This is a genomic window from Enterococcus sp. 125944 (assembly GCF_051909435.1).
GTDB lineage: Bacteria > Bacillota > Bacilli > Lactobacillales > Enterococcaceae > Enterococcus_D > Enterococcus_D gallinarum.
This window is the reverse complement of sequence record NZ_JBQASY010000003.1, coordinates 148,187-171,709: the sequence shown is the minus strand read 5'-3', so window position 1 is coordinate 171,709 and position 23,523 is coordinate 148,187. Positions and strand designations below refer to the sequence as shown.

Sequence of the window (23,523 nt, the reverse complement as noted above, 5' to 3'; positions counted from 1 at the left end):
CATGGATAACCACAGCTCGAAGAGTTGCTTTTCCAGTTTTATTTTATGGAAGAAAGGATCGATTGATGGAACAACTGACGGTTTACGATGCACAAAAGCAGCCAACAGCTGCGACGATGTTGCGGGATACGCCAGTCCCTAATGACGGCTACCGAGTTGTGGTGTCTGTTTTATTGTTTAATGAAGCCGGAGAATTACTGATTCAAAAACGACAATCCACAAAAAAAGGCTGGCCTAGTTATTGGGATTATCCTGCTGGCGGGACCGTCAAAGCTGGTGAAAGCTGTTATCAAGCGGCAGAAAGGGAACTATTAGAAGAGTTAGGGATGACACTTTCTTCAGAGAAAATCCCTAGTCGTTTAACAGTGAAATTTGAAGAAGGCTGGAATGAACTCTATTTTGTTCAATGGACCGGCGCTAACCCTGAACTTTGTTTGCAGTAAGAAGAAGTTGCTGCAGCAAAGTGGGTCAATGAAAAAGAGTATCGCGCATTGATCAATGGGTATAAATTTATTCCTTACTTATATGCACCGATCGTTTTCTCGCTTCAAAGTCATCCTGGGGAATATTTTCCGGTCTAAGTTCTTACTCGTGATGGTAGCTTCTTTTTGATAGAAAGCGATTCTGTCGTGATTGAGAAAAATGTTCTCGAATGGTGTTTGCTCACATGTCAATGGTAGTTGAGCAGTTCGCTTTTTTATTTAGGGATCTTTAAATAAAAGATAGTAATTAAAAACAAACCCACCAAGCATACTGGTGGGTTTGTTGGTTGTTCATATTTATGCAAAGTAGTTGATCCCCATTGCTTCTTTCACTTCTGCCAAGGTTTGTGCTGCGACTTGTTCTGCTTTTTCGCTGCCTTTTTTTAAGAGGTTCATGACTTCAGCCGGGTCCTTAGCAAATTCTTCTCGTCGCTGACGGATCGGAGCAAATTCTTCTTCTAAGACATCGATCAGATAGCGTTTGATTTTTACATCGCCTAGACCGCCTTGACGATAGTGCTCTTTCAATGAGGCAATTTTTTCTAAATCTTTGCCAAAGACATCTAAATAAGTAAAGACCATATTGCCTTCGACTTGGCCAGGATCTGCTACATGGATATGATTTGGATCAGTGTACATGCTCATGACTTTCTTTTGAACGATATCCGCATTGTCTGCCAAATAGATTCCGTTGTTCAATGATTTGCTCATTTTACCATTTCCATCGATACCAGGTAAACGTCCCATTCCTTTAGGCGGAAGAACTGCTTTAGGTTCCACCAATACGTCACTATAGATGGAATTAAAGCTATGAACGATTTCTTGTGTTTGTTCTAGCATTGGTTTTTGATCTTCACCGACAGGAACTAAGTTGGCTTTGAAAGCAGTGATATCTGCTGCTTGTGAGACAGGGTAGATGAAGAATCCAGTTGGGACACCTTCCCCAAATTTCTTTTGTTCGATCTCGGCTTTGACGGTCGGATTGCGGCGAACCCGTGCCACACTGACTAAATTCAAGTAAAACATGGTTAGTTCCGATAACTGAGGGATTTGTGATTGAATAAATAAAGTCGAGCGGGTCGGATCGAGACCAATCGCTAAATAGTCAAGTGCCACTTGCAAGATATTTTCTGACACTTTCTGTGGATTTTTGGCATTGTCTGTCAATGCTTGCATATCAGCGATCATGATATAAAGTTGATTGTTAGGGTCGTCTTGCATCTCAACTCGTTTTTTTAATGAGCCGACATAATGCCCTAAATGAAGTTGCCCTGTAGGCCGGTCTCCGGTTAATATTGTGTTCACGTTTCATCCACCTCTAAATTCAATATATAGTTCATCTTACCTTGTTTTTCCAAAAGAAACAACTTGTTCTACTAAGGGTCGAAAAAAAAACGATGGACAAAAACCTAACATGAGGTTAAAATAATGAAGGTTTTTCTTTGGGGATGATGTGGAAATTAAAACTACCTTTACAAATAGAAAAATTTTGAGCTATAATATGAATCAAATCTTTTCAATTACTCATTTATTTTTAAATATAGACTTGGAGTGTGAATGAATGGCAATGATAGAATTTAAAGACGTGGAAAAGTACTACGGCAAATTCCATGCATTAAAAAACATAAATATTGAATTTGAAAAAGGTGAAGTCGTTGTTGTGATTGGTCCTTCAGGATCAGGAAAAAGCACGATGCTTCGCACAATCAATGGATTAGAAACGATTTCTTCTGGTCACTTACTGATCAATGGCAAAGATCTTTTCAGTAAAGATGTCAAATTGACAGAGATTAGAAAAAACATCGGAATGGTCTTCCAGCATTTCAATCTTTACCCCAATAAAACCGTGTTAGAAAACATCACTTTGGCTCCCATTAAAGTATTAAAACAAAATGAACAAGAAGCGATTGCCTTAGCCGAAAAACTGTTGAACCGTGTAGGCATGCTGGACAAAAAAGATTCTTATCCATCCATGTTGTCTGGCGGACAACAACAGCGGGTGGCTATTGCCCGAGGATTAGCCATGACACCAGAAATGTTGCTTTTCGATGAGCCAACTTCTGCACTGGATCCAGAAATGATCGGTGATGTTTTAGACGTGATGAAAAAAATCGCCAGTGAAGGCATGTCCATGATCGTGGTGACTCATGAGATGAGTTTTGCCCGTGAAGTAGCCGACCGGATCGTTTTCATGGCAGAAGGCCAAGTATTAGAAGATCGTCGCGACGTCGATGGCTTCTTTGAAAACCCAAGAGACGAACGGGCCAAACAATTCTTAAGCAAGGTAACCAATCATTAGGAGGAAAGTAGCTATGAGCAAAAAAATCAGTACAGTGCTGCTCCTTGTATTCGCGCTCATGACCTTTTCTGCTTGTAAAGGCCAAAGTGCTGCAGAACGTGATGTGTTAGCGAGCAGCAAAGAAAGCAACCAAATCATCTGGGGAGTCAAGAATGATACCCGATTATTTGGATTGATGGATATTGCGACAGCTGAAGTCCGCGGATTTGATATCGATATCGCTAAAGCAATCACTGAGCATATTTTAGGACGTGACGGAAGTGCTATTTTTGTCGAAGTCACATCAAAAACTCGAATTCCGCTATTAAAAAATGGCAATATCGATGCAATCATCGCTACGATGACCATCACGGATGAACGGAAGAAACAAGTAGATTTTTCTGATGTTTATTTCGATGCTGGACAATCTTTATTAGTAGCCAAAGATAGCCCGATTCAGGGAATCGAAGATTTAAATGCCAATACGACGGTTTTAGTCGTCAAAGGATCGACATCAGCGATCAATATCCGCAAGGCAGCGCCGGAAGCAAAAATCTTGGAGTTAGAAAATTATGCCGAAGCCTTTACTGCGTTACAGTCAGGACAAGGCGATGCGATGACGACAGATAATGCGATCTTATTGGGGATGGCCAGTGAAAATCCCAACTATCATTTAGTTGGCGGTACATTTACAAATGAACCTTACGGAATAGCTATCGATAAAGGACAAGAGCCTTTCTTGAAAGCCGTCAACCAGGCATTGAAAGAAATGCATGAAGACGGTACGTATGATGAAATTTATCAGAAATGGTTCCCTGATGATGCATCTGGGAAAGTTGATTAAAGGAGGAAATTTGCATGCTTGAATTGTTTCAAACTTACGGCGACCAGTTTTTTTCTGGTTTCAAATATACGATTTTCTCCAGTTTACTGGCTTTATTCTTTAGTTTAGTGATTGGTACATTGATGGCGATATTTCAGCTGTCTACCAATCGATGGGTCAAAGGGATCGCTAAAGCGTATGTCGAGTTTTTCCGAAATATTCCTTTGTTGATCATCGTGATGTTCTTTTATGTCGTGGTGCCGATGTATTGGGTGACTTTTGACGGATTTCAAGCGGGAACGATCGGCTTGACCATCTATACGTCTGCGTTTATTGCAGAAACGATTCGTTCTGGAATCCAGACAGTTCCTAAAGGGCAGATGGAGGCTTCTTTGTCCTCTGGATTCACGTACAGCCAGGCCATGCGCTACATTATTTTACCGCAGGCTTTTAAAATCGTTGTTCCGCCACTAGGAAATCAGTTTATCAACTTGGTCAAAAATTCATCGATTTTAGCAATGGTAGCTGGTCTTGACATTATGTATCAAGGTGACTTGATTGCCAGTGAAACCTTTAATACTTTCGACACCTATATTATTGTCGGAATCTTTTATTTGATTATCACATTACCATTATCCTATTTAATGGTTTATCTTGAAAGACGTTGGGCTGTACGCTCATAGAAAGGAGACACTAAATGGAATTTTTCGAAGCTTTTTCTGCCATCAATCTTCGGTTTTTGATCGACGGTCTCCGAGTAACGATCGAAGTCTCCGTCTTATCGATCATCTTTAGTTTTCTGATTGGCGGCCTTGCAGGAGTCTTGCGTTTCACTAACATTCCGTTCTTTTCAAAGATTTTAGGTGTAGTGATCGATGTGATTCGAAACCTGCCGTTGCTGCTGATTATTTTCTTCACGTACTTTGCATTGCCGCAGATCGGTATTCGTTTCAATATTTTCTGGTCTGCAGTTGTGGCATTGACGATTTTTGAATCTGCCATGCTCTCAGAGATTTTTCGAGCGGGGCTTAATGCCGTGCCAAAAGGGCAAATGGAGGCTGGTTTGTCTACCGGTTTGAGTTATGTCCAAGTGTTGCGAAGCATTGTGATGCCGCAAGCTTTTAAAGCCATGCTGCCTGCGATCGTTAGTCAATTGATCTCATTGATCAAAGATACGTCATTGGCAGTGATTATTTCACTTCCAGAACTGACTCACCATGCTCGAATTATTTATGGACAAAATACCAATTATGTATTGCCAATGTTTCTTGCGATGACTGTGCTGTACTTCATCGTCTGCTATGCCTTATCGCTGCTTTCTCGCTTCTTGGAAGCACGTCAGTATAATTACTGATTTCTTGAGGCTGCATAGAAACAGTGATTACTAGATCCGAATGACCTTTGATGTCATGCAGTTGCTTTCCTTGGACGAGAGTAGCCAGAGCATCGGAGGTTTTCGGATCTTTTTTTGACCGCAATAGGTTCATTGCTTTCTTGGATAAAGCAATACTTGAAAAATCAGTAAAAAAAGTCCAAAATGGAACTTAGACAAATTTCTTTCTTTCATTAAAAAGGATGGACAACTATGACAAATAAACAACCCATTGGCTTTATCGATTCTGGTGTTGGCGGATTGACCGTTGTTAAAGAAGCGATTAAGCAATTGCCCAATGAACATATTATTTATCTTGGTGATACTGCACGCTGTCCCTATGGGCCGCGTCCGGCAGAACAAGTCATCGAGTATACATGGCAGATGACCGAATTTTTATTGCAGCAAAACATCAAAATGTTGGTGATTGCTTGTAATACGGCTACGGCTGTCGCATTAGAAGAAATCAAAGAAAAATTATCGATTCCGGTAATCGGAGTCATACTGCCTGGCTCTCGAGCTGCTGTCAAAGCAACAAAAAACCAACAGATCGGTGTCATTGGAACTGCGGGTACTATTAAGAGCAATGCGTATGAAGAAGCAATCAAGCTTAAATCACCTCGTTCTGTGGTAGTTAGCTTGGCTTGTCCCAAATTCGCGCCTATCGTTGAAAGCAATCAAGCACAATCATCGGTTGCCAAAAAAATCGTTGCCGAAACACTGCGCCCCCTCAAAAATAAGAAATTAGATACGTTGATTTTGGGTTGTACTCATTATCCTTTGTTGCGGTCTTTGATCCAGAACGAGATGGGGAGCCAGATCCAGCTGATTGATTCCGGTGCAGAAACAGTGGGTGAAGTCAGCATGCTGTTGGACTACTTTGCTATTGCCAATACAAGCCAAATGACCCAAGAACCGGAATATTTTTTTTATACGACAGGTTCAACAAAATTATTTGATGAAATTGCGAACGAATGGTTGAATGTACCGGTCCATTCGCAACATATCACATTAGGAGGAAATTAAATGCGCCATGATGGCAGAAAAGCGGGAAGTATCCGTCCAGTAGAAATCAAAACAAATGTATTCAAACATCCAGAAGGATCCGTCGTGATCTCATTTGGTGATACCACAGTTATTTGTTCCGCAACGATCGAAGACCGAGTGCCGCCTTTTTTACGGGACTCAGGGAAAGGCTGGGTGACGGCAGAATACAGCATGCTGCCGCGAGCAACGAATACCCGTAATCGTCGAGAAAGTGCAAAAGGAAAGCTGTCTGGTCGGACAATGGAGATCCAGCGACTGATCGCCCGTTCGTTACGGGCAGTGGTAGACTTGGAAAAGTTAGGTGAACGTAGCATTGTAGTCGATTGTGATGTCATCCAAGCGGATGGGGGCACTCGAACAGCTAGTATCACCGGTGCTTTTGTGGCTTTGCGATTGGCGATCGATCAATTATTGACCAACCATGAGCTAACGGAAGATCCTATTAAAGAACATCTTGCTGCCATCAGCGTAGGAATTTTACCTGATAACACTTGTGTCACTGATTTAGACTACGAAGAAGATTCTGCGGCTGCTGTAGATATGAATCTCGTAATGACAGAGTCAGGCCGTTTCATTGAGATTCAAGGAACTGGGGAAGAAGCGACATTTGATGGTCAGCAATTGAACGAAATGCTGATTTATGGCAAGACAGCCATTGAAGAGCTGATTGCCTATCAAAAAGAAGCATTGCTGATCCAAGAACAGCCCCAATACGTTATTCCTGAGAAGACGATCGTGATTGCCACTGGTAATCCTGGCAAAGCACGAGAATTCACCGCAGTTTTTGGTGCTGCTGGCTATGACGTTCGGACATTGAAAGATTATCCCGCATTACCTGATGTTGAGGAAACAGGAACGACTTTCGAAGAAAATGCTCGGCTGAAGGCAGAAACGATTGCAAAAATTCTTGGGCGACCTGTTCTAGCGGACGATTCGGGCTTAAAAGTGGATGCATTAGGTGGTAGACCCGGTGTTTACTCGGCACGTTTTGCGGGTGAACAAAAAAGCGATGCTGCAAATAATGCTAAATTGTTGTACGAATTAACTGATATCCCAGATGAACAACGAACAGCACAATTCCATTGTACATTGGTCTTTGCAGCTCCTGACAAAGAAAGTCTCGTAGTCGCTGCCGATTGGCCAGGCAGAATTGGCCGCATTCCTCGGGGAGAGAACGGTTTTGGCTACGATCCATTGTTTATCCCTGTTGGTTCAGATAAAACGGCTGCTGAAATGAGTGGAGAAGAAAAGAATCAAGTGAGTCATCGTGGTCAAGCCATCGCGAAACTACGCAATGTATGGCAAGAGTGGTTGGAAGGAGAACAAGCATGAAATATTTAATCGTTAGCGATAACCATGGCGATCGTCAAATTCTCGTTGATTTGCTAGCAGAATTTTCTGGGAAAGTGGATACCTTTATCCATTGTGGAGATTCGGAACTGCAACCAAGCGATCCCCTTTGGCAAACCTATCAAGTGGTTGGCGGAAATTGTGATTACAGTCCGGAATACGAGGATGCAAAGATTATCAAAACGCCTCTCGACACGATTTATGTGACCCATGGTCATTTGGCAGATGTTCGTTTTGGCGTGACAACACTCGGACTTCAAGCACAACAAGCTGATGCATCAATTGCTGTATTTGGTCACACTCACCAGATTGCTTGTGAGAAGGTGGGGCATCGCCTATTCTTGAATCCGGGCAGTATTTCTCAACCGCGGGGACCTATTCAAATCAAAAGTTTTGCCATCATAGAAAGTACTGAAAAGCAGTGGATCGTTCAATATTATGATCGTACGTTTAATGAAATCGCTGATTTGCATTTTATTTTTGAGCGCTAAGAAAGCGAAATCAAAAGTAAAAAATTCATTATAAATAAGCAGTTTTACGATATCTTTTTGATTTTTCTAGTAAAATAGAAAAGTAGCTGTGAAATGGAGGCATTCAGATTGATTGGTCAAACAGTAGAAAAAATATTATTAGAAAATCAAGAAAGTTTTTTAGTACCTGCAGAAAACGTTGCAACGGTTCTTTACAATCATCCATTAAACCATGCGTTACTCGTTTTATCGAAAGTCGGCTATTCCAAGATTCCAGTCCTAGATAGTGAGGATCATCTTGTTGGATTGATCAGTTTATCGAACGTGGTCGAAAGAATGATGGACCTGACTGGGTTTAGTATGGACAACTTAGAAGGCTTGACGGCCGCAGACGTGATGGAAGTCAATGTGGCTTGTATCAAAGAAGATGGCGAATTAGAAGACATGCTTCATCTTTTAGTGGATCAGGCATTTTTGCCCATCGTCAATGAGGAAAATGTCTTTGTAGGAATCATTACCCGAAAAGAAATCTTAAAATCTGTCAATCACCTAGCACATGAATTAGAGAAACGGTATATGCTGATCTCAAAAGAGGCCAGTCCTACAGACGAATTACAAGTCATCTAATAATGGATAAAAAAGCACCCCGAAAAAATCATCGGGGTGCTTTTAACGTTTAAGCGGTCAATTGACGCCAATGATTGGTGCACTAGGAATGGTGTAGCCTTTAGCAGTCAGTGCATCGATTGAAGCCGCTAAAAACTCTTCTTTTAGTTTCCACTGAGTTCCGTTGGTAACATACATCGTTGTCCGGATCGCAAAATTATTGTTGCCAAGGTCGACAACACCAAAAATTGCTGGTTTCGTTTGGATCTCTTCCTCGTGAGCAGCAGCCACTGTTTGATTGACTTCGTCAATGATCGACCGGATATCATCTAAGCCCTCTGATGGCAAGATACGCACATCTACAACGACTTGCATATTGGCTCGTGAAGTGTTGCTGATCGTAGTGATATTCCGATTCGGGATATAATGGACAGTCCCATCCACGGATTTTAACTGAACCGTTCGAATACCGACAGCTGTAACTGTTCCTTCTAATGACAAATTCGTCAAACGGATATAATCGCCGACATTGATTTGTTGCTCAGTAATGATAAAAAAACCAGTGATCAGATCATTCATAAAGCCTTGAGCACCTAGTCCCAGTGCCACCCCAGCAATCCCAGCCCCCGCTAAGAGTGAACCAACAGGCACGCCAATCGTTGACAATAACGCATATACAAAGAAGAAACCTAATGTATAGTGGACGATATTGCGGATCAGCGCATGGATCGTGTTGATTCGACTGGCATTATAGGTTCCTTTTTTCTCGTAGGAACGATAAATTCGTTCGATGACATAATTGCTGATTTTCAGCAAAATACCAAATAAAATAATCAAAAAAAGCAGCATCAGAACTTTTTGGATCAAGATACCAACAATAGCCTCCCAATCAATGTTTTGCCACCATTTCTGCAAGGCATTCAATTGTTTTGCGGCAGGCTCCGTCAAGCTGGATCCTGTCGAATCCGTTGTAGCATCTGTCAAAAGTCGTAACATAAAATCCCTCCATCTATCAATAGGTCTATTTTATAGGAGAAGAAACAGAAATGCAAAATTCACTTGTTAAATTTTTGTAAAAAGATGAACAAATAAGGGGATATCATTAGTTAGCAAAGAAACAGCAAAAACTCGTCTCTTGGCATAGACCAGTCAAGAGACGAGCACGAGTACATGTGATCATAGAATTACGATAAGTGAACACCTTTATCGACAAAAATCACTTCTCCGATGATACCGCTAGACAATGGACTAATCAGAAAGGCACATGTGTTGCCGACTTCTTCGATGGTCACACCAACATGATCAGGAGTGCGATCTTCAGATAATTGGATCAGCTTTTGATAATCTTTTACACCTGTCACAGCCAGTGTTTTGATTGCTCCTGCAGAGATGGCGTTGACCCGGATTTTTTGCGGGGATAATTCTGCAGCTAAATAGCGAACGCTTGATTCGAGAGCAGCCTTAGCAATCCCCATCATGTTATAGTTGGGTACAGCACGTTCTGAACCTAAATAGGTCAAGGTAACGATTCCGGCATTTTCTGCCAAGAGGGGTTTGGCATATTTAGTAACAGCGATCAATGAATAGCTGCTGATATCTTGTGCTAGTGCATAGCCATCTCTTGATATATTTAAAATATCACCTGAAAGATCATCTTTGTTGGCGTAAGCGACAGCATGGACGACGCCATGGATTTCGCCTGCATAGTCTTTGATGGTTTCAAAAGCTTTCGCGATACTCTCATCATTTGCAACATCACATTCAACCGTATACTCATTTTCCTCTAGTAGCCGTTCAAGAGGTTTTTTCATGCGTTCGTTTTGATACGTATAGATGACTTCAGCGCCTTGTTCTTTTAGCGCTTGCGCACAGCCCCAAGCGATACTGCGTTTGTTGGCTACGCCCATCACGACAACTTTTTTTCCAGTTAAGAAACTCATAATTCCACTCCTTAATAGTTTGCATAATAATCAATAATGACGATCGATAGTGGGTCCCACTATCATGATTTCTAATTATTATTCATAATTGTTTGATTGTCAAACTATTTTTTTCTTAATAAATATTTAGTTGCGAAAAAATCAGAACTATGATACTTTGATAATCAAACTATAATATTTTTTTAAGCAAGGAAGGGAACCCCATGAAAAAACTATTGACAGAAACAGAAGTCATGGACTTGATTCCAAATCGCTATCCGATCATTTATATCGATTACGTTGATGAGATTGAGTCAGGGAAGAAGATCATTGCCACGAAAAATGTGACGATCAATGAAGATTTTTTCCAAGGACATTTTCCAGGAAATCCAGTGATGCCAGGAGCGTTGATTTTAGAAACATTGGCACAAGCAGGTTCGATCTTGATTTTGAAATCGGATGAATTTCAGGGAAGAACTGCTTATATTGGCGGGATCAACAAAGCAAAATTCCGTCAAAAAGTTGTTCCCGGCGATACCTTGAAACTTGTTTTTGAGATTACAAAAATCAAAGGTTCTGTAGGGACAGCCAATGCTGTGGCAACTGTGGAAGGAAAAAAAGCAGCGGAGTGTGAATTTACCTTTATTGTTGGAGAACAAAAATAAAATAAAGACCAGTGCCTTTAAGGGAAATTTTCAAAGGCATTGGTCTTTTTTGCTTACTTAGCTTCTTGTAAAATCTTGATGGATTTGATTTTGACAGGATCTTTTGGCGTAGAGTCTTCTCCGTTGCTATTCGCCTCACCGGTCGTTTCGGCTTTGGCAATTTTGTCTACGACCTCCATTCCTTCAATGACCTGACCAAAGACTGTGTACTTACCATCTAGTGTCGGAGCACCACCATCTTTGTAGGCGTCAATGATTTTTTGAGGATAAAATTGGATTGCTCGTCCATCAGAGACATCATCATGGTTTTGAACAATAAAGAATTGACTTCCTTGGCTGTTGGGAGCGCTGGATTTTGCCATCGATAACGCGCCGCGGATATGGTAAAGCTGTTTGGATATTTCCTCGCCAAACCCTTTGCCCCAAATGCTTTCTCCACCAGTTCCGTCACCGTTAGGGTCGCCGCCTTGGATCATAAAATCTTCGACGATTCGATGGAAAGTCAAGCCATCGTAGTAGCCATTTTTGGCATGAGTCATAAAGTTTTCGACAGCTTTTGGTGCAATTTCTGGGAATAATTTGATTTTGATCGTGCCTTCTGTGGTCTCAAGTGCAACAAGATCTTCATTTTCTTTTACTTCATTGGACAACTGCGGCAGTTCCAGAGAATTTAAGTCTACAGATTCTGATGTGGTTGTTTTATCCGAAGAACTAGAAGTAGTTGTTGTATCATTGCAGGCAGTTAATAGAAAGAGGCTAGTTGCTGCCGCCAACGTTAGTATCATTTTTTTCATTTGAGTAAGATCCTTTCATTACTAGACTGTCTTTATCATATCAAAATTTATCTGGAGTGAAAAGCAGGTATCTATTAAAACCAATAGGAAAGGTGTAGACCACTTATCGGTTGTTTGCTATAATGAAAGAGGATTCATGAACAAAAAACGGATAGAATTTTTAGGAGGTTTGACGGATGGGAAAATTAGGTATTTCAGTTTATCCAGAACGATCAACGTTTGAGAAAGACAAGGCTTATCTTGATTTAGCACACAAATACGGCTTTAAGCGTGTGTTTACAAGTTTGCTGCAAATCGAAGATGATAAAGAAAAAGTATTGGCAGATTTCAAGCAGGTAGTGGATTATGCCAATCAATTAGGAATGGAAGTCATGGTGGACATCAATCCTGGTCTCTTTGATCAATTAGAGATCTCGTATGATGATCTTTCATTCTTTGATGAAATGGGTGCTTATGGTGTCCGTTTGGATATCGGTTTTACCGGTGCCGAAGAAGCGCGTATGACGCGTAATCCTTATGGCATCAAAATTGAGATCAATATGAGCAGTGGGACAAACTACGTAGACAATATCATGAGTTATTCGCCAAATACGAATAATTTATTAGGCTCTCACAATTTTTACCCTCATCGATATTCAGGTTTGGGTTATGACCATTTTGTGTATTGCTCAGAAAAATTCCGTCGTTACAACTTGAACACAATGGCTTTTGTGAATTCTCACGAGGCAACATTTGGTCCTTGGCCAACACAAGATGGGCTTTGTTCGTTGGAAGATCATCGTGATCTGCCAATCGCTACTCAAGTTAAACATTTGGTTTTGACAGGATTAATCGATGATATTTCAGTGGGAAATGCCTATGCATCAGAAAAAGAGTTAGCTGCAATGGCAGAAGCCTTCAATGCGGACTATCCTACCTTAAAAGTAGATGTTGCTGAAGGAATCACGGAAGATGAACGCATCTGTTTGTTTGATAATCTTCATGGTTATCGCGGGGATCGCTCAGAATATATTTTGCGGTCGACGATGACTCGAATTTACTACAAAGATAAGCCATTCCCAGCACATGATACCCATGATATGACTCGCGGTGATATTTTGATCGATAACGTCGGTTATGGGCAATACAAAGGTGAAACTCAGATCGCATTGAAAGAAATGAAGAATGATGGCCGTGTCAATGTCGTAGGAAAAATTGCTGCAGATGAACTGTTTCTACTGGATTTCTTGAAACCATGGTCAAGCTTTAAACTAAAAGACAACAAAGACGAATAAGACGCTTTGTTTTTCCAAAGAACTGCTCTTTTTGAGCGGTTCTTTTTGTTTAATGGCTTTCGTCCGTGCAGTGTTGGGAAAAAAGGCACGTTTCTACATGTGGATGAGATTAATGGTAAGAAGGTGAGGACTGTTGAAAGGAGCCGCCTGCTAGCAAAAATTTCTTTACTCTTTACTTCTCTGCTCTTTACATAGCAGCACTTGGTAGCGCTTGTTGAAGTGTTAGTTTGACTGTTTTTCGTTTTGGTCCTATTGACAAATCAAAAGTAAAAGGGGTATTTTGTACTAGAATGTTTTTTAGGAGGGAGCAACCAGAACGGTGTTTTTTATTATTGAAACGTTATTGTTATTTATCGTTACCATTCGTCTGGCTGGTTTTTTGTCGATTTTCTTACTGATTGCTATTTTCCAGCAAAAGCGGAAACGACAACACATGACCAGTGAAGAATGGGAGACATATTTTACCAAATTAGGGACTGATGGCTTTCTTTGGCGCTTATATGGCTGTTTTTTTGCCGTTTTAGGGGTCTTTGCGGTCATCAATACATTTTATTTTTGGCATCAGATGTGGGTGTATGGGATCACGTTGATGTTGGCGGGCGGATTTCATCTTTATTTCAAATATCGCCTGAATAAGGAGCAGATTCAAGCGCGCTTCTTGAAATAATCAACCAATAATTATATTATGTAAACTTGTTGTCGAGGAGGAACAAAATGAAACTACGCTGGAAGATCGCCATCTTAGTAGGGGTGTTTTTGATAGTAGGCTTGGGCTATGCCGGAAATTATTTTTATAATTACGCAGTTGTCCCATCAGAAAAAGATTTTTTAAAAGGTGATACCTCTGGAACGGACAAAAGCAATGCGAATCCTGAAGCGGAGGAGTGGTTTACCGCTCCGGAAAATCGTCAAATGTGGCAACTTGAATCCTCAGATGGATTGATGTTGTCCGGAATTTACTTGCCTGCCCAAAAATCACAGCACAAAACAGTGATTGTCGCCCATGGTTATATGGGAAACGCAGAGACGATGGGAGTTTATGCGAAGATGTTCCATGATCTAGGATATAACGTATTGGTTCCTGATGCCCGCGGTCATGGAGAAAGCCAAGGCGATTATATAGGATTTGGATGGCCAGAACGGAAAGATTATGTCCAATGGATCGATCAAATCTTAAAAGAAAGCGGCAAGGAAGAATCCATTGTTTTATACGGTGTAAGTATGGGAGCTGCTACCGTGATGATGACCAGTGGCGAAAAGTTGCCTGCCAACGTAACAGCGATCATTGAGGACTGCGGTTATGCTTCTGTAAATGAGGAATTGAGCTATCAATTGGATCAATTATTTGGTTTGCCAGCATTTCCTTTGATCAATGTCACTAGTCTGGTTACCAAGCTAAGAGCTGGTTACTTCTTTGGCGAAGCAGATGCCGTGAAACAGTTGCACAAGAACACTCGTCCAATGCTCTTCATCCATGGTGATTCGGATACTTTCGTTCCTTATTCAATGTTGGCAGAAGTTTATGCTGCTACAGATGCGCCAAAAGAAAAATGGGTAGTCAAAGGGGCGGAACATGCCCAAAGCTACACGAAAGATCCAAAACGTTACCAGGAAAAAATTGCGGCATTCCTTGAAAAGTATGATCACTTGCCAGAATAGCAAAAAAAGAGCGAAGATCTACGGATCTTCGCTCTTTTTGTAATGAGTAGCTTATAAATTAGCAAATTTTTCTAACAAACGAATCATTTGGCAAGTAAAACCATATTCATTGTCATACCATGCAACAGTTTTGACCAATTGGAAGTCTCCTGCAGTAGTTACTTCTGTTTGTGTCGGGTCAAAGATTGATCCTTGCGTCGTACCGATAACATCGCCAGAGACGATTTCACGGTCATCGTAGCCAAAAGAAGGATTGTCGATCGTGTGTTTCTTGATGGCTTCATTGACTTCTTCTGCGGTTACTTTTTGTTTCAGAATCGATACCAATTCTGTTAAAGATCCATCGACAACAGGTACCCGTTGTGCGTGTCCTTGAAGTTTGCCATTTAGTTCTGGAATGACCAAACCAATCGCTTTCGCTGCTCCTGTTGAATGAGGGATCGTATTATCAGCGGCTGAACGCGCAGCTCGCAGGTTGCCTCCCCGTACCGGGCCATCCAAAAGCATTTGAGTAGAAGTGTAGGCATGGACAGTCGTCATAGTTCCTACTTCGATCCCAAATTCTTCATTTAGGAAATAAGCCATTGGAGCTAAACAATTGGTTGTACAAGAACCAGCTGAAATGATTTTGTCCTCTGCAGTAAGTGTATCACTATTGACATTGTAAACGATCGTTTTCATTTTTCCTGCTGGTGCAGAGATAACGACACGTTTTACACCGGCATCTAAGTGTGCTTGTGCTTTTTCTTCAGATGTATAAAAGCCTGTACATTCTAAAACGATATCCACGCCATTTTCTTTCACCCAAGGAATTTTGCTGGCATCAGGTTCTGCGTAGACTTTTGTTTCTTCTCCATCAACGACGATCGCATCATCTGTGGCAGTGACTGTGCCTGGATAGGTACCATGAGTTGAATCAAACTGGAGTAACTGGGCTAGCATGACTGGGCTCGTCAAATCATTGATCGCCACGACTTCGATATCATCTGATACTTCTTTGATTCGACGGAAGGCCAAGCGACCGATACGTCCGAATCCATTTATTCCCACTTTTACTGTCATAATCTATTGTTCCTCCTCTTTTTTTGATCTTACAATTAAAATTCTGCTACGAAACCAAGATTCTGTCAAAGAAAAACCCTTAATTTTTTATCTAGTTCTTTGGGAAAAGAGGCAGAAAAGATAGACAAATGGCCTTGCGGTCGTTACAATTAAATAGACTTTCTTAAAGGTGAACTTTGGCCTGCAAATGGCATGAATTGTATTCAAATTGGTTTATTAGAAGGTAAGAAGAGAGAATGGAGGGCACATAACATGTCCATGTTTTTAGATCAGGTAACAATCGATGTCAAAGCTGGTAAAGGCGGAGACGGGATGGTTGCATTTAGAAGAGAAAAATACGTTCCCGATGGCGGACCAGCCGGTGGGGATGGTGGCCGCGGCGGTGATGTGATTTTAGTTGTCGACGAAGGCTTGCGTACGTTAATGGATTTCCGTTTCAATCGTCATTTTAAAGCACAACCAGGTGAAAACGGAATGAGTAAAGGGATGCATGGCCGCGGAGCAGAAGATACGTATATCAAAGTTCCCCAAGGAACCACTGTCCGCGATGCAGACACAGGTGCTTTGCTAGGAGATCTGTTGGAGCAAGGACAGACGTTGACGATTGCCAAAGGCGGCCGTGGCGGTCGTGGCAATATCCGTTTTGCTTCTCCAAAGAATCCGGCGCCAGAACTAGCTGAAAATGGCGAACCTGGCCAAGAAAGAAAAATTGAATTGGAATTGAAAGTACTAGCTGATGTCGGCTTGGTTGGTTTCCCATCCGTAGGAAAATCTACATTACTTTCTGTCATTTCTTCTGCAAGACCGAAGATTGGTGCCTATCACTTTACAACGCTAGTCCCTAATCTAGGGATGGTAACGACTTCAGATGGTCGTAGTTTTGCCGTGGCCGATCTTCCTGGATTGATTGAAGGGGCATCGCAAGGTGTTGGATTAGGTACACAGTTTTTACGACACATTGAACGGACACGAGTGATTTTGCACGTGATCGATATGAGTGGGATGGAAGGGCGCGATCCGTATGAAGACTATCAAGCAATCAATCAAGAATTAGCAACCCATAACTTACGCTTGCTTGAACGTCCGCAAATTATCGTAGCGAATAAAATGGATATGCCAGAATCAGAAGAAAATCTGGTGAAATTCAAAGAGCAATTAGCAAAAGAACAAACCGATGAATTCGCAGATCCTTTGCCGATTTTCCCAATTTCAGGTGTCACTCGTAAGGGAATTGATGCTTTACTGAGTGCAACTGCAGACTTATTAGAAGTCACACCAGAATTCTTATTGTATGATGAGGAAATCGAAGAAGAAGTTGTTCAATATGGGTTCCATTCGGATGAACCAGAATTTACCATTGATCGTGATCCAGATGCTACTTGGATCTTGAGTGGTGAAAAGATTGAGAAACTCTTCCAAATGACTAACTTTGATCATGATGAAACAGTCATGCGTTTTGCCCGTCAATTACGCGGGTTAGGAGTAGACGAAGCGTTACGTGCGCGAGGAGCCAAAGATGGCGATATCGTGCGCATCGGTAATTTTGAGTTTGAATTTGTTGAATAAGATTAGTTGAGTAAGCTTAGTTGCTGCTTTAGATACAGTTAAAGCGTTAGCGCCTAATCCTATCAATAGGAACAACTCTTGATACAACTAGGGAATCTTTATAAAAAAGCGGAGTTATGAGATGACTTCGTTTTTTTATTTGTTTTCTTTTTCAAATAGACAAGATACTGGTAAAATAAAGAAAAGAAAGGGAGCGAAAATTATGGCAAAACGTGTGATTGTAATGAATTTCAACGCAAACTCGGAAGCATTCCAAGCATTTTCTGAAGTAAAACGCATGCATATGGAACGAAAAATCAAAGGAGAACAAATGGCTGTGATCACTCATACAGAATCCGGTGCGCACCAGTTCAAGATCGAAGATTTTCTAGACTTTACCGGTAATAACAAAGCATCGACTGGTGGAATGATTGGGATGCTAGTAGGAATTCTGGGAGGACCATTAGGAATCATGTTAGGCTGGTTCGGTGGTAGTATGATTGGCGCGACACGAGACGCCAAAGAGATCCAAAATGCACAATTGCTGTTTGAACATGTCAGCACCCAAATTGGGGTAGGCGACACTGGCTTATTGTTGATTGCAGATGAGGAAGACAATCGTCCACTAAATCAGTTGATCATGAATCAATTAGGTGGGGAAATTACTCGCTTTGACTATGATGAAGTAGAAGCAGAAATTGAAACGGCTAAAAAAGTCGAAGAAAAAACGAAAGCACAAGCGCAAGAAGATTGGAAAAAGTCTCATTCCCAATCTGAAGAAGAACAGGAATAAACTATAAATTGCATCTGACCTTCGTTTCCGCTAAAATTGGGGGAAGATGAAAGGAAAGAAGTATATGGAATTAGAATTTTTAGGTACCGGTGCAGGCGTACCAGCGAAACATCGGAATGTAACAAGCACAGCACTGCGGTTACTTGATGAACGCAATGCTGTTTGGTTGTTTGACTGTGGTGAAGGCACACAAATGCAGATTTTGCATTCTACGATTCGCCCACGGAAAATCGAAAAGATATTCATTACTCACTTACATGGAGATCATATTTATGGATTGCCTGGATTGATCAGCAGTCGCTCCTTTCAAGGGGGCGCTTCACCGTTAGAGATTTATGGGCCCATAGGTATTGAAGAATTTGTGCGGACCGTGTTAAGAATTTCTCAAACAAAATTGAGCTACCCGTTAGTTTTTCATGAGATCACAAAAGAAGGCATTCTCTTCAAGGACAAACAGTTTACCGTTTCTTGCCGTCGGTTGGATCACGGAATTGAAAGCTTTGGGTATCGAGTCGAAGAAGCGAGTCACCAAGGAGAGCTTCAGGTAGAAGCTTTGACTGCCTTAGGAATCAAACCGGGTCCAGTTTTTGGTCGACTGAAAAAAGGCGAAATTGTCACGTTGGAAGATGGACGACAAATCAACGGAGGCGACTATGTAGGTGAAGCGAAAAAGGGACGTATCGTCACGATTTTAGGAGATACTCGCCTTTGTGCCAATTCGATCTTATTGGCTGAAAATGCAGATGTACTGGTTCACGAAAGTACCTTCAATAAAGATGAAGCTAAAATGGCTCGCGCCTATTTTCATTCTACAACGGTGCAGGCGGCTGAAGTAGCCAAACAAGCACAGGTAAAACGATTGCTTTTGACGCACATTAGTGCACGCTATGTTGGGAAAGATATTACAAATCTGGCAAATGAAGCAAAAGCTGTATTTCCTAATACGGTGATCGTGAAAGACTTCGATATCATCGATGTCCCATTTGCAGAAAAAGGAGATCAAGATGTTGTTAGAAAATAAAGTAATTGTCGTAACTGGCGGATCTGCTGGCTTAGGGGAACAAATCTGTTATGAGGCAGCGCGTCGCGGCGCGATCGTGGTGATTTGTGCCCGTAGGAGTCAGTTGATCAACAAAGTCAAAGAACATTGTATGACATTAAGTGGCAAACCAGCTTATGCCTTTCAATTGGATATTGCAGACCCTGAAAGTGTCGAAAATGTCATTGCTTCGATTCGTGAAAAGGTCGGAAAAGTAGACATTCTTGTCAACAATGCTGGTTTTGGTATTTTTCAAGAATTTACAGAAATGAAACCAGAAACGATCCGCAATATGTTTGAAGTGAACGTATTAGGGATGATGGTCTTAACACAGCAAATTGCTTTAGAAATGGTCGATCAGCGCTCTGGTCATATCATCAATGTGGCATCGATGGCTGGGAAAATTGCTACACCAAAAACTGCAGTGTATTCGGCAACCAAATTTGCTGTATTAGGTTTTTCAAATGCGTTGCGTTTGGAGTTGAAACCTTTCGGCATTCATGTGACAACTGTCAATCCGGGTCCTATCGAAACAGCCTTCTTTGACCAAGCAGACCCTAGTGGCAATTATTTAGCTTCTTTAGGGACATTTGTTCTTGAACCAACAAAACTGGCAAAGACCATCGTTAAAGCGATGATTCATCCAAAACGAGAGATCAACCGCCCACAAGTGATGGGAGTAGCTGCAAAATTCTACACACTATTCCCAGCTATTGGGGACTACTTGGCTGGAAGTCTATTCAATAAAAAATAGGAGTTGTTTTTGATGAAAAATCAATGGCGAGTAATCGTAGGTATTTTGTTGGTTTTAGTGATCGTCCTTTTTGCGGTCGCCAATAATATGACTGTTCCAATCAATTTTGGCTTTACTAGCATCAAAGCGCCTCTGATCTTGATTATCATTGGGGCGGCTTTGTTGGGGGCACTGATTATCTTACTAGTGTCAACTAGTACGATGTTCCAACAAAAGAAAGAATTAAAAAGATTACGGAAAGAATTGGCTGACTTTCAACAAAATAATGAAGAAAAATTACAAGAACAGCGTGAGGTATTAGAACGGGAATATGCAAACAAGCAAGCAGACCTCGCCTTGAGGGAACAACAAATTGCTGAAGCAGAAGCAAAAACTGCGTCAGTTGTGCCTGGTGAATCACCAATTATAGAAAATCGTCAAGATACGTTTCCAGAGTAATGGTAAGCTTGCACTCTTGTTCTTCAAAAGAGGGTTTTGGGACTCCAACCAGAACGGTAAATCTCTGAAGTGAGGCGCAAGATTGGCTCACCACTCTTTTGCAACAAATGAGCGAAATAATAACGACATCCTTCGATGGTCTTTCGATAAACGACCGAAGGATGTCGTTTTTATTGTACTAGAAATAGGACAGAAAAAGGAGAGAAGCTGGTAGTGCTTTTTTGGTCAACGCTTTTCTTTTCTCCAAAATATTTGCTATAATTACCAAGTTAGGAGTGATTGTGTGAAACGCGCGAACTTTCATTGGCTGAGACCACAAAAAAGTGAATTATCAGCTGATTTCGAGGAAATGATTCAAGCAAGAGGTTTGTCACCATTAATAGGTCAATTATTATGGCAGCGGAATATTCGAACAGCAGCAGACTTGCAAAGTTTTTTAGAACCGGATTTGCAGGGACTTCATGATCCATTTTTGTTTTATGATATGGAAAAAGCCGTCGATAGAATTCAGACAGCGATCATGAATGAAGAGCGTATTCTGATTTATGGAGACTACGATGCTGATGGTATTACGAGCACGACTGTCTTAAAAGAAGCGCTGGAATTATTGGGTGCGGATGTTGAATTTTATCTGCCCAATCGCTTTACCGATGGCTACGGGCCCAATCTTTCCGTTTATCAAGATAAAATCGCAGCTGGTGTGCAATTGATTATAACTGTTGATAATGGTGTATCTGGTCATGAGGCATTGGCTTATGCCAAAGAAGCACAGGTAGATGTTATCGTTACAGATCACCATGAGTTGCCACCAGAATTACCCGATGCGTATGCCATCATTCATCCTCGCCATCCATTAGGAAATTATCCTTTTCCAGATTTGGCGGGGGTCGGAGTCGCATTCAAAGTCGCTACTGCGTTATTAGAAGAAGTGCCAGTCGAATTATTAGATCTCGTGGCAATTGGTACGATCGCCGACATGGTGTCGCTCACTGGTGAGAATCGCATTCTGGTCACTAACGGATTAAAAATGATCCAGCAAACCGAACGTGCGGGGCTCTCGGCACTGATCGAAGTGAGTGGTCTGAAGAAACGGGCAATCAATGAAACGGATATTGGTTTTGCCATCGGACCTCGTTTGAATGCGATTGGACGCTTGGAAGATGCCAATCCTGCGGTAACACTTATGTCGACATTTGATCCAGAAGAAGCCCAATCGTTAGCCAATCAATTAGATACGATCAATCTTCAAAGAAAGCAATATGTGGAAACGATTTTGAAAGAAGCTCAGAATATGCTCTCCGATTCAAATCAAGTCCATTTAATTGTGGGAGATGATTGGCATGAAGGTGTCTTAGGGATCGTTGCTGGACGATTGATGCAACAGACTGGCAGACCGGTCCTTGTTTTAACCAAAAAAAGCAACGGTATTGCTAAAGGTTCTGGGCGCAGTGTTGCAGCATTAAATCTATTTGACATGCTCTCTAGAATGCGTGAAATGTTTACCAGCTTTGGTGGACACCATGCGGCAGTAGGGCTCAGTGTGCCCATTGATCACCTTTCGATGCTCCAAGAACGTATGAATCAATACGTGGTCGATAATCGGATCGACCTTTCTAGCGGGATTCCGTTACCGATTGATGAAGAATTGTCTTTAGCAGAAATTACGACAAATTTTATCGAGTCGCTGAAAATTTTAGCTCCCTTTGGTACAGACAACCCAATCCCAAAGTTTTTGATTACGAATATTTCTGCTGATAATGGCCGACAAATTGGTACAGAGAATCAGCATTTAAAAGTCAGTCTTACAGATGGAGAAAATGGTCAATTAGATGTGATCGGTTTTGGTTTTGGATCACAGCTAGTAGAATTTGAGAGTGAAGGATTGGCCGTTGTGGGGCAATTATCTGTCAATGAATGGAACGGCAAGAAGAAACCACAGCTGATGTTGGAAGATTTTGAAGTCAACGGCATACAGCTGTTCGACTTGCGTTCAAAGAAAAATCGGCAAGGGTTGATCCTTGATGCCCAAACATTAGGGATTGCTTTTTCGGATAAATTGCCTTCAGAGATAGAACGATTTTGTCCGAACGTTCATGTTTATCAAACGTTAGACGATTTGACAGCTTTTTTTGGTTCAGGAAATTATACGCAACTCGCTTTTCTAGACTGTCCTAGCGAGAAAGAGCTTTTGAGAAAAATCATTCAAGAAATACCTGTCAATCGTATCTATTTGATTTTAGTATCTACAGAGGATGCTTATCTGGATGGTGTCGGGACTAGGGAACAATACGGCCGTTTGTTTCAACTGATCAATCAGCAGAATGGGATTGATATTCGCTATAAACTGCCAATGGTAGCTAACTACTTGCAGATTCCAGAAAAATTATTAATTTTTATGATTCAAGTGTTTTTTGATTTGAAATTTGTTACAATAAAAGATGGCGTTTTGAAAAAAGTCCCTGATCCAGAGAATAAGCCGCTTACTGAGAGTGTGTTGTATCAACAGCGACTTGCAAAAATCAAAACAGAAGAAGACTTACTAATGAGTGATTTATCAACGATTCGCAAATGGTTGATATCTTAGGAGGAAAAAACATGAATTTAAAAGACTATATTGCCAGCATTCCGGATTATCCGCAAGAAGGAATTGTCTTTCGCGACATCTCTCCATTGATGGCTGATGGAGAAGCTTATCGTTATGCAACACAGCAAATCGTCGAGTACGCTCAGGAAAAAGGGATCGACATGGTGGTTGGACCTGAAGCTCGTGGGTTTATTGTTGGTTGTCCCGTGGCGTATCAACTGGGTGTTGGTTTTGCGCCAGTACGTAAAAAAGGCAAGCTACCTCGAAAAACGATTGAAGCAACATACCAGAAAGAATATGGCGTGGATATTTTGACGTTACACGAAGATGCGATTAAACCTGGCCAACGGGTATTGATTTGTGATGATTTACTTGCAACCGGCGGCACGATTAAAGCAACGATCGAACTTGTGGAAAAATTAGGCGGCATCGTAGTTGGCTGTGCTTTTCTGATCGAGTTGATGGACTTGCAAGGCAGAGACAAAATCACTGGATACGAAATTAAAACATTGATGGAATATTAATCGAAAAAAGCCAGATCAAAAGTGATCTGGCTTTTTTGTTTGTTT

25 protein-coding genes are annotated in these 23,523 nt (G+C 41.4%); 20 read left to right on the top strand and 5 right to left on the bottom strand.

From position 1 onward, the window contains the following. Positions 1–65 precede the first annotated feature (65 nt). Positions 66–443 carry an NUDIX domain-containing protein gene (locus tag ACTFWY_RS04590; RefSeq protein WP_060814331.1) on the top strand — a complete coding sequence of 126 codons (378 nt, stop codon included), beginning with the start codon at positions 66–68 and terminating at the stop codon, positions 441–443. Between the two features lie 336 nt (positions 444–779). Here the strand turns inward: ACTFWY_RS04590 and trpS are convergent, their stop codons facing one another. After that, complete coding sequence (gene trpS, locus ACTFWY_RS04585) at positions 780–1,787, bottom strand: tryptophan--tRNA ligase (RefSeq protein WP_252712010.1); 1,008 nt, start codon at positions 1,785–1,787, stop codon at positions 780–782. Between the two features lie 256 nt (positions 1,788–2,043). Between trpS and ACTFWY_RS04580 the strand changes: the two genes are divergently transcribed. The 8 genes from ACTFWY_RS04580 to cbpB all read left to right on the top strand — a co-directional run bounded on the left by ACTFWY_RS04580 (position 2,044) and on the right by cbpB (position 8,449). Beyond that, positions 2,044–2,781 carry an amino acid ABC transporter ATP-binding protein gene (locus ACTFWY_RS04580; RefSeq protein ID WP_003126679.1) on the top strand — a complete coding sequence of 246 codons (738 nt, stop codon included), beginning with the start codon at positions 2,044–2,046 and terminating at the stop codon, positions 2,779–2,781. A gap of 13 nt (positions 2,782–2,794) precedes the next feature. Beyond that, complete coding sequence (locus ACTFWY_RS04575) at positions 2,795–3,604, top strand: transporter substrate-binding domain-containing protein (RefSeq protein ID WP_003126678.1); 810 nt, start codon at positions 2,795–2,797, stop codon at positions 3,602–3,604. A gap of 14 nt (positions 3,605–3,618) precedes the next feature. Next, on the top strand, positions 3,619–4,266 hold the full coding sequence (locus tag ACTFWY_RS04570; protein WP_003126676.1) for an amino acid ABC transporter permease: 648 nt from the start codon (positions 3,619–3,621) through the stop codon (positions 4,264–4,266). Positions 4,267–4,280: 14 nt separating this feature from the next. Beyond that, complete coding sequence (locus ACTFWY_RS04565) at positions 4,281–4,937, top strand: amino acid ABC transporter permease (RefSeq protein WP_003126675.1); 657 nt, start codon at positions 4,281–4,283, stop codon at positions 4,935–4,937. A gap of 231 nt (positions 4,938–5,168) precedes the next feature. Beyond that, entirely contained in the window at positions 5,169–5,981 is an 813-nt protein-coding gene (gene racE / locus ACTFWY_RS04560) for a glutamate racemase (RefSeq protein ID WP_003126674.1), read from the top strand. Next, on the top strand, positions 5,982–7,334 hold the full coding sequence (gene rph, locus ACTFWY_RS04555; protein ID WP_003126673.1) for a ribonuclease PH: 1,353 nt from the start codon (positions 5,982–5,984) through the stop codon (positions 7,332–7,334). Further along, complete coding sequence (locus ACTFWY_RS04550) at positions 7,331–7,843, top strand: metallophosphoesterase (protein WP_060814328.1); 513 nt, start codon at positions 7,331–7,333, stop codon at positions 7,841–7,843. The genes rph and ACTFWY_RS04550 overlap by 4 nt, the downstream gene beginning before the upstream one ends. 108 nt (positions 7,844–7,951) lie before the next feature. After that, positions 7,952–8,449: a cyclic-di-AMP-binding protein CbpB gene (gene cbpB, locus ACTFWY_RS04545; RefSeq protein WP_005473224.1), complete on the top strand. Its 498-nt coding sequence runs from the start codon at positions 7,952–7,954 to the stop codon at positions 8,447–8,449. 57 nt (positions 8,450–8,506) lie between these two features. Here the strand turns inward: cbpB and ACTFWY_RS04540 are convergent, their stop codons facing one another. Further along, positions 8,507–9,424: a mechanosensitive ion channel family protein gene (locus ACTFWY_RS04540; RefSeq protein ID WP_003126669.1), complete on the bottom strand. Its 918-nt coding sequence runs from the start codon at positions 9,422–9,424 to the stop codon at positions 8,507–8,509. Positions 9,425–9,612: 188 nt separating this feature from the next. Continuing rightward, positions 9,613–10,368 (bottom strand): enoyl-ACP reductase FabI, encoded by a 756-nt coding sequence (gene fabI, locus ACTFWY_RS04535; RefSeq protein WP_003126668.1) that lies wholly within the window; start codon positions 10,366–10,368, stop codon positions 9,613–9,615. Positions 10,369–10,571: 203 nt separating this feature from the next. On the opposite strand from fabI, the gene fabZ reads away from it, so the two are divergent. After that, positions 10,572–11,012: a 3-hydroxyacyl-ACP dehydratase FabZ gene (fabZ, locus tag ACTFWY_RS04530; protein WP_003126667.1), complete on the top strand. Its 441-nt coding sequence runs from the start codon at positions 10,572–10,574 to the stop codon at positions 11,010–11,012. 53 nt (positions 11,013–11,065) lie between these two features. Here fabZ and ACTFWY_RS04525 read toward each other — a convergent pair whose 3' ends face one another. After that, positions 11,066–11,806 (bottom strand): peptidylprolyl isomerase, encoded by a 741-nt coding sequence (locus ACTFWY_RS04525; protein ID WP_311811060.1) that lies wholly within the window; start codon positions 11,804–11,806, stop codon positions 11,066–11,068. Positions 11,807–11,982: 176 nt separating this feature from the next. On the opposite strand from ACTFWY_RS04525, the gene ACTFWY_RS04520 reads away from it, so the two are divergent. From ACTFWY_RS04520 to ACTFWY_RS04510, 3 genes are all read left to right on the top strand, one after another. Continuing rightward, positions 11,983–13,080 carry a DUF871 domain-containing protein gene (locus ACTFWY_RS04520; protein ID WP_311811061.1) on the top strand — a complete coding sequence of 366 codons (1,098 nt, stop codon included), beginning with the start codon at positions 11,983–11,985 and terminating at the stop codon, positions 13,078–13,080. A gap of 319 nt (positions 13,081–13,399) precedes the next feature. Further along, positions 13,400–13,747 carry a hypothetical protein gene (locus ACTFWY_RS04515; RefSeq protein ID WP_060814327.1) on the top strand — a complete coding sequence of 116 codons (348 nt, stop codon included), beginning with the start codon at positions 13,400–13,402 and terminating at the stop codon, positions 13,745–13,747. Positions 13,748–13,794: 47 nt separating this feature from the next. Beyond that, positions 13,795–14,739, top strand: coding sequence for an alpha/beta hydrolase (locus tag ACTFWY_RS04510; protein ID WP_439926613.1), 945 nt, complete (start codon positions 13,795–13,797; stop codon positions 14,737–14,739). Positions 14,740–14,790: 51 nt separating this feature from the next. On the opposite strand, the gene gap is transcribed toward ACTFWY_RS04510, so the two are convergent. After that, complete coding sequence (gene gap, locus ACTFWY_RS04505) at positions 14,791–15,801, bottom strand: type I glyceraldehyde-3-phosphate dehydrogenase (RefSeq protein WP_003126662.1); 1,011 nt, start codon at positions 15,799–15,801, stop codon at positions 14,791–14,793. Positions 15,802–16,053: 252 nt separating this feature from the next. Between gap and obgE the strand changes: the two genes are divergently transcribed. The 7 genes from obgE to ACTFWY_RS04470 all read left to right on the top strand — a co-directional run bounded on the left by obgE (position 16,054) and on the right by ACTFWY_RS04470 (position 23,478). Next, a complete protein-coding gene (obgE, locus tag ACTFWY_RS04500; protein ID WP_003126661.1) occupies positions 16,054–17,367 on the top strand; it encodes a GTPase ObgE in 1,314 nt (437 codons plus the stop codon). A gap of 202 nt (positions 17,368–17,569) precedes the next feature. Further along, positions 17,570–18,139 carry a DUF456 domain-containing protein gene (locus tag ACTFWY_RS04495; protein WP_003126659.1) on the top strand — a complete coding sequence of 190 codons (570 nt, stop codon included), beginning with the start codon at positions 17,570–17,572 and terminating at the stop codon, positions 18,137–18,139. A 64-nt stretch (positions 18,140–18,203) separates the two neighbouring features. Continuing rightward, a complete protein-coding gene (gene rnz / locus ACTFWY_RS04490; protein WP_311811063.1) occupies positions 18,204–19,160 on the top strand; it encodes a ribonuclease Z in 957 nt (318 codons plus the stop codon). Beyond that, a complete protein-coding gene (locus ACTFWY_RS04485; protein ID WP_003126657.1) occupies positions 19,144–19,932 on the top strand; it encodes an SDR family NAD(P)-dependent oxidoreductase in 789 nt (262 codons plus the stop codon). The genes rnz and ACTFWY_RS04485 overlap by 17 nt, the downstream gene beginning before the upstream one ends. 12 nt (positions 19,933–19,944) lie before the next feature. Continuing rightward, the gene (locus tag ACTFWY_RS04480; RefSeq protein WP_311811064.1) at positions 19,945–20,370 is read left to right on the top strand and encodes a LapA family protein; all 426 of its coding nucleotides are present in this window, start codon (positions 19,945–19,947) and stop codon (positions 20,368–20,370) included. A gap of 283 nt (positions 20,371–20,653) precedes the next feature. Next, on the top strand, positions 20,654–22,954 hold the full coding sequence (recJ, locus tag ACTFWY_RS04475) for a single-stranded-DNA-specific exonuclease RecJ (RefSeq protein WP_311811065.1): 2,301 nt from the start codon (positions 20,654–20,656) through the stop codon (positions 22,952–22,954). Positions 22,955–22,965: 11 nt separating this feature from the next. Next, positions 22,966–23,478, top strand: a complete 513-nt coding sequence (locus ACTFWY_RS04470; protein WP_003126654.1) for an adenine phosphoribosyltransferase — start codon at positions 22,966–22,968, stop codon at positions 23,476–23,478. Positions 23,479–23,523 lie beyond the last annotated feature (45 nt).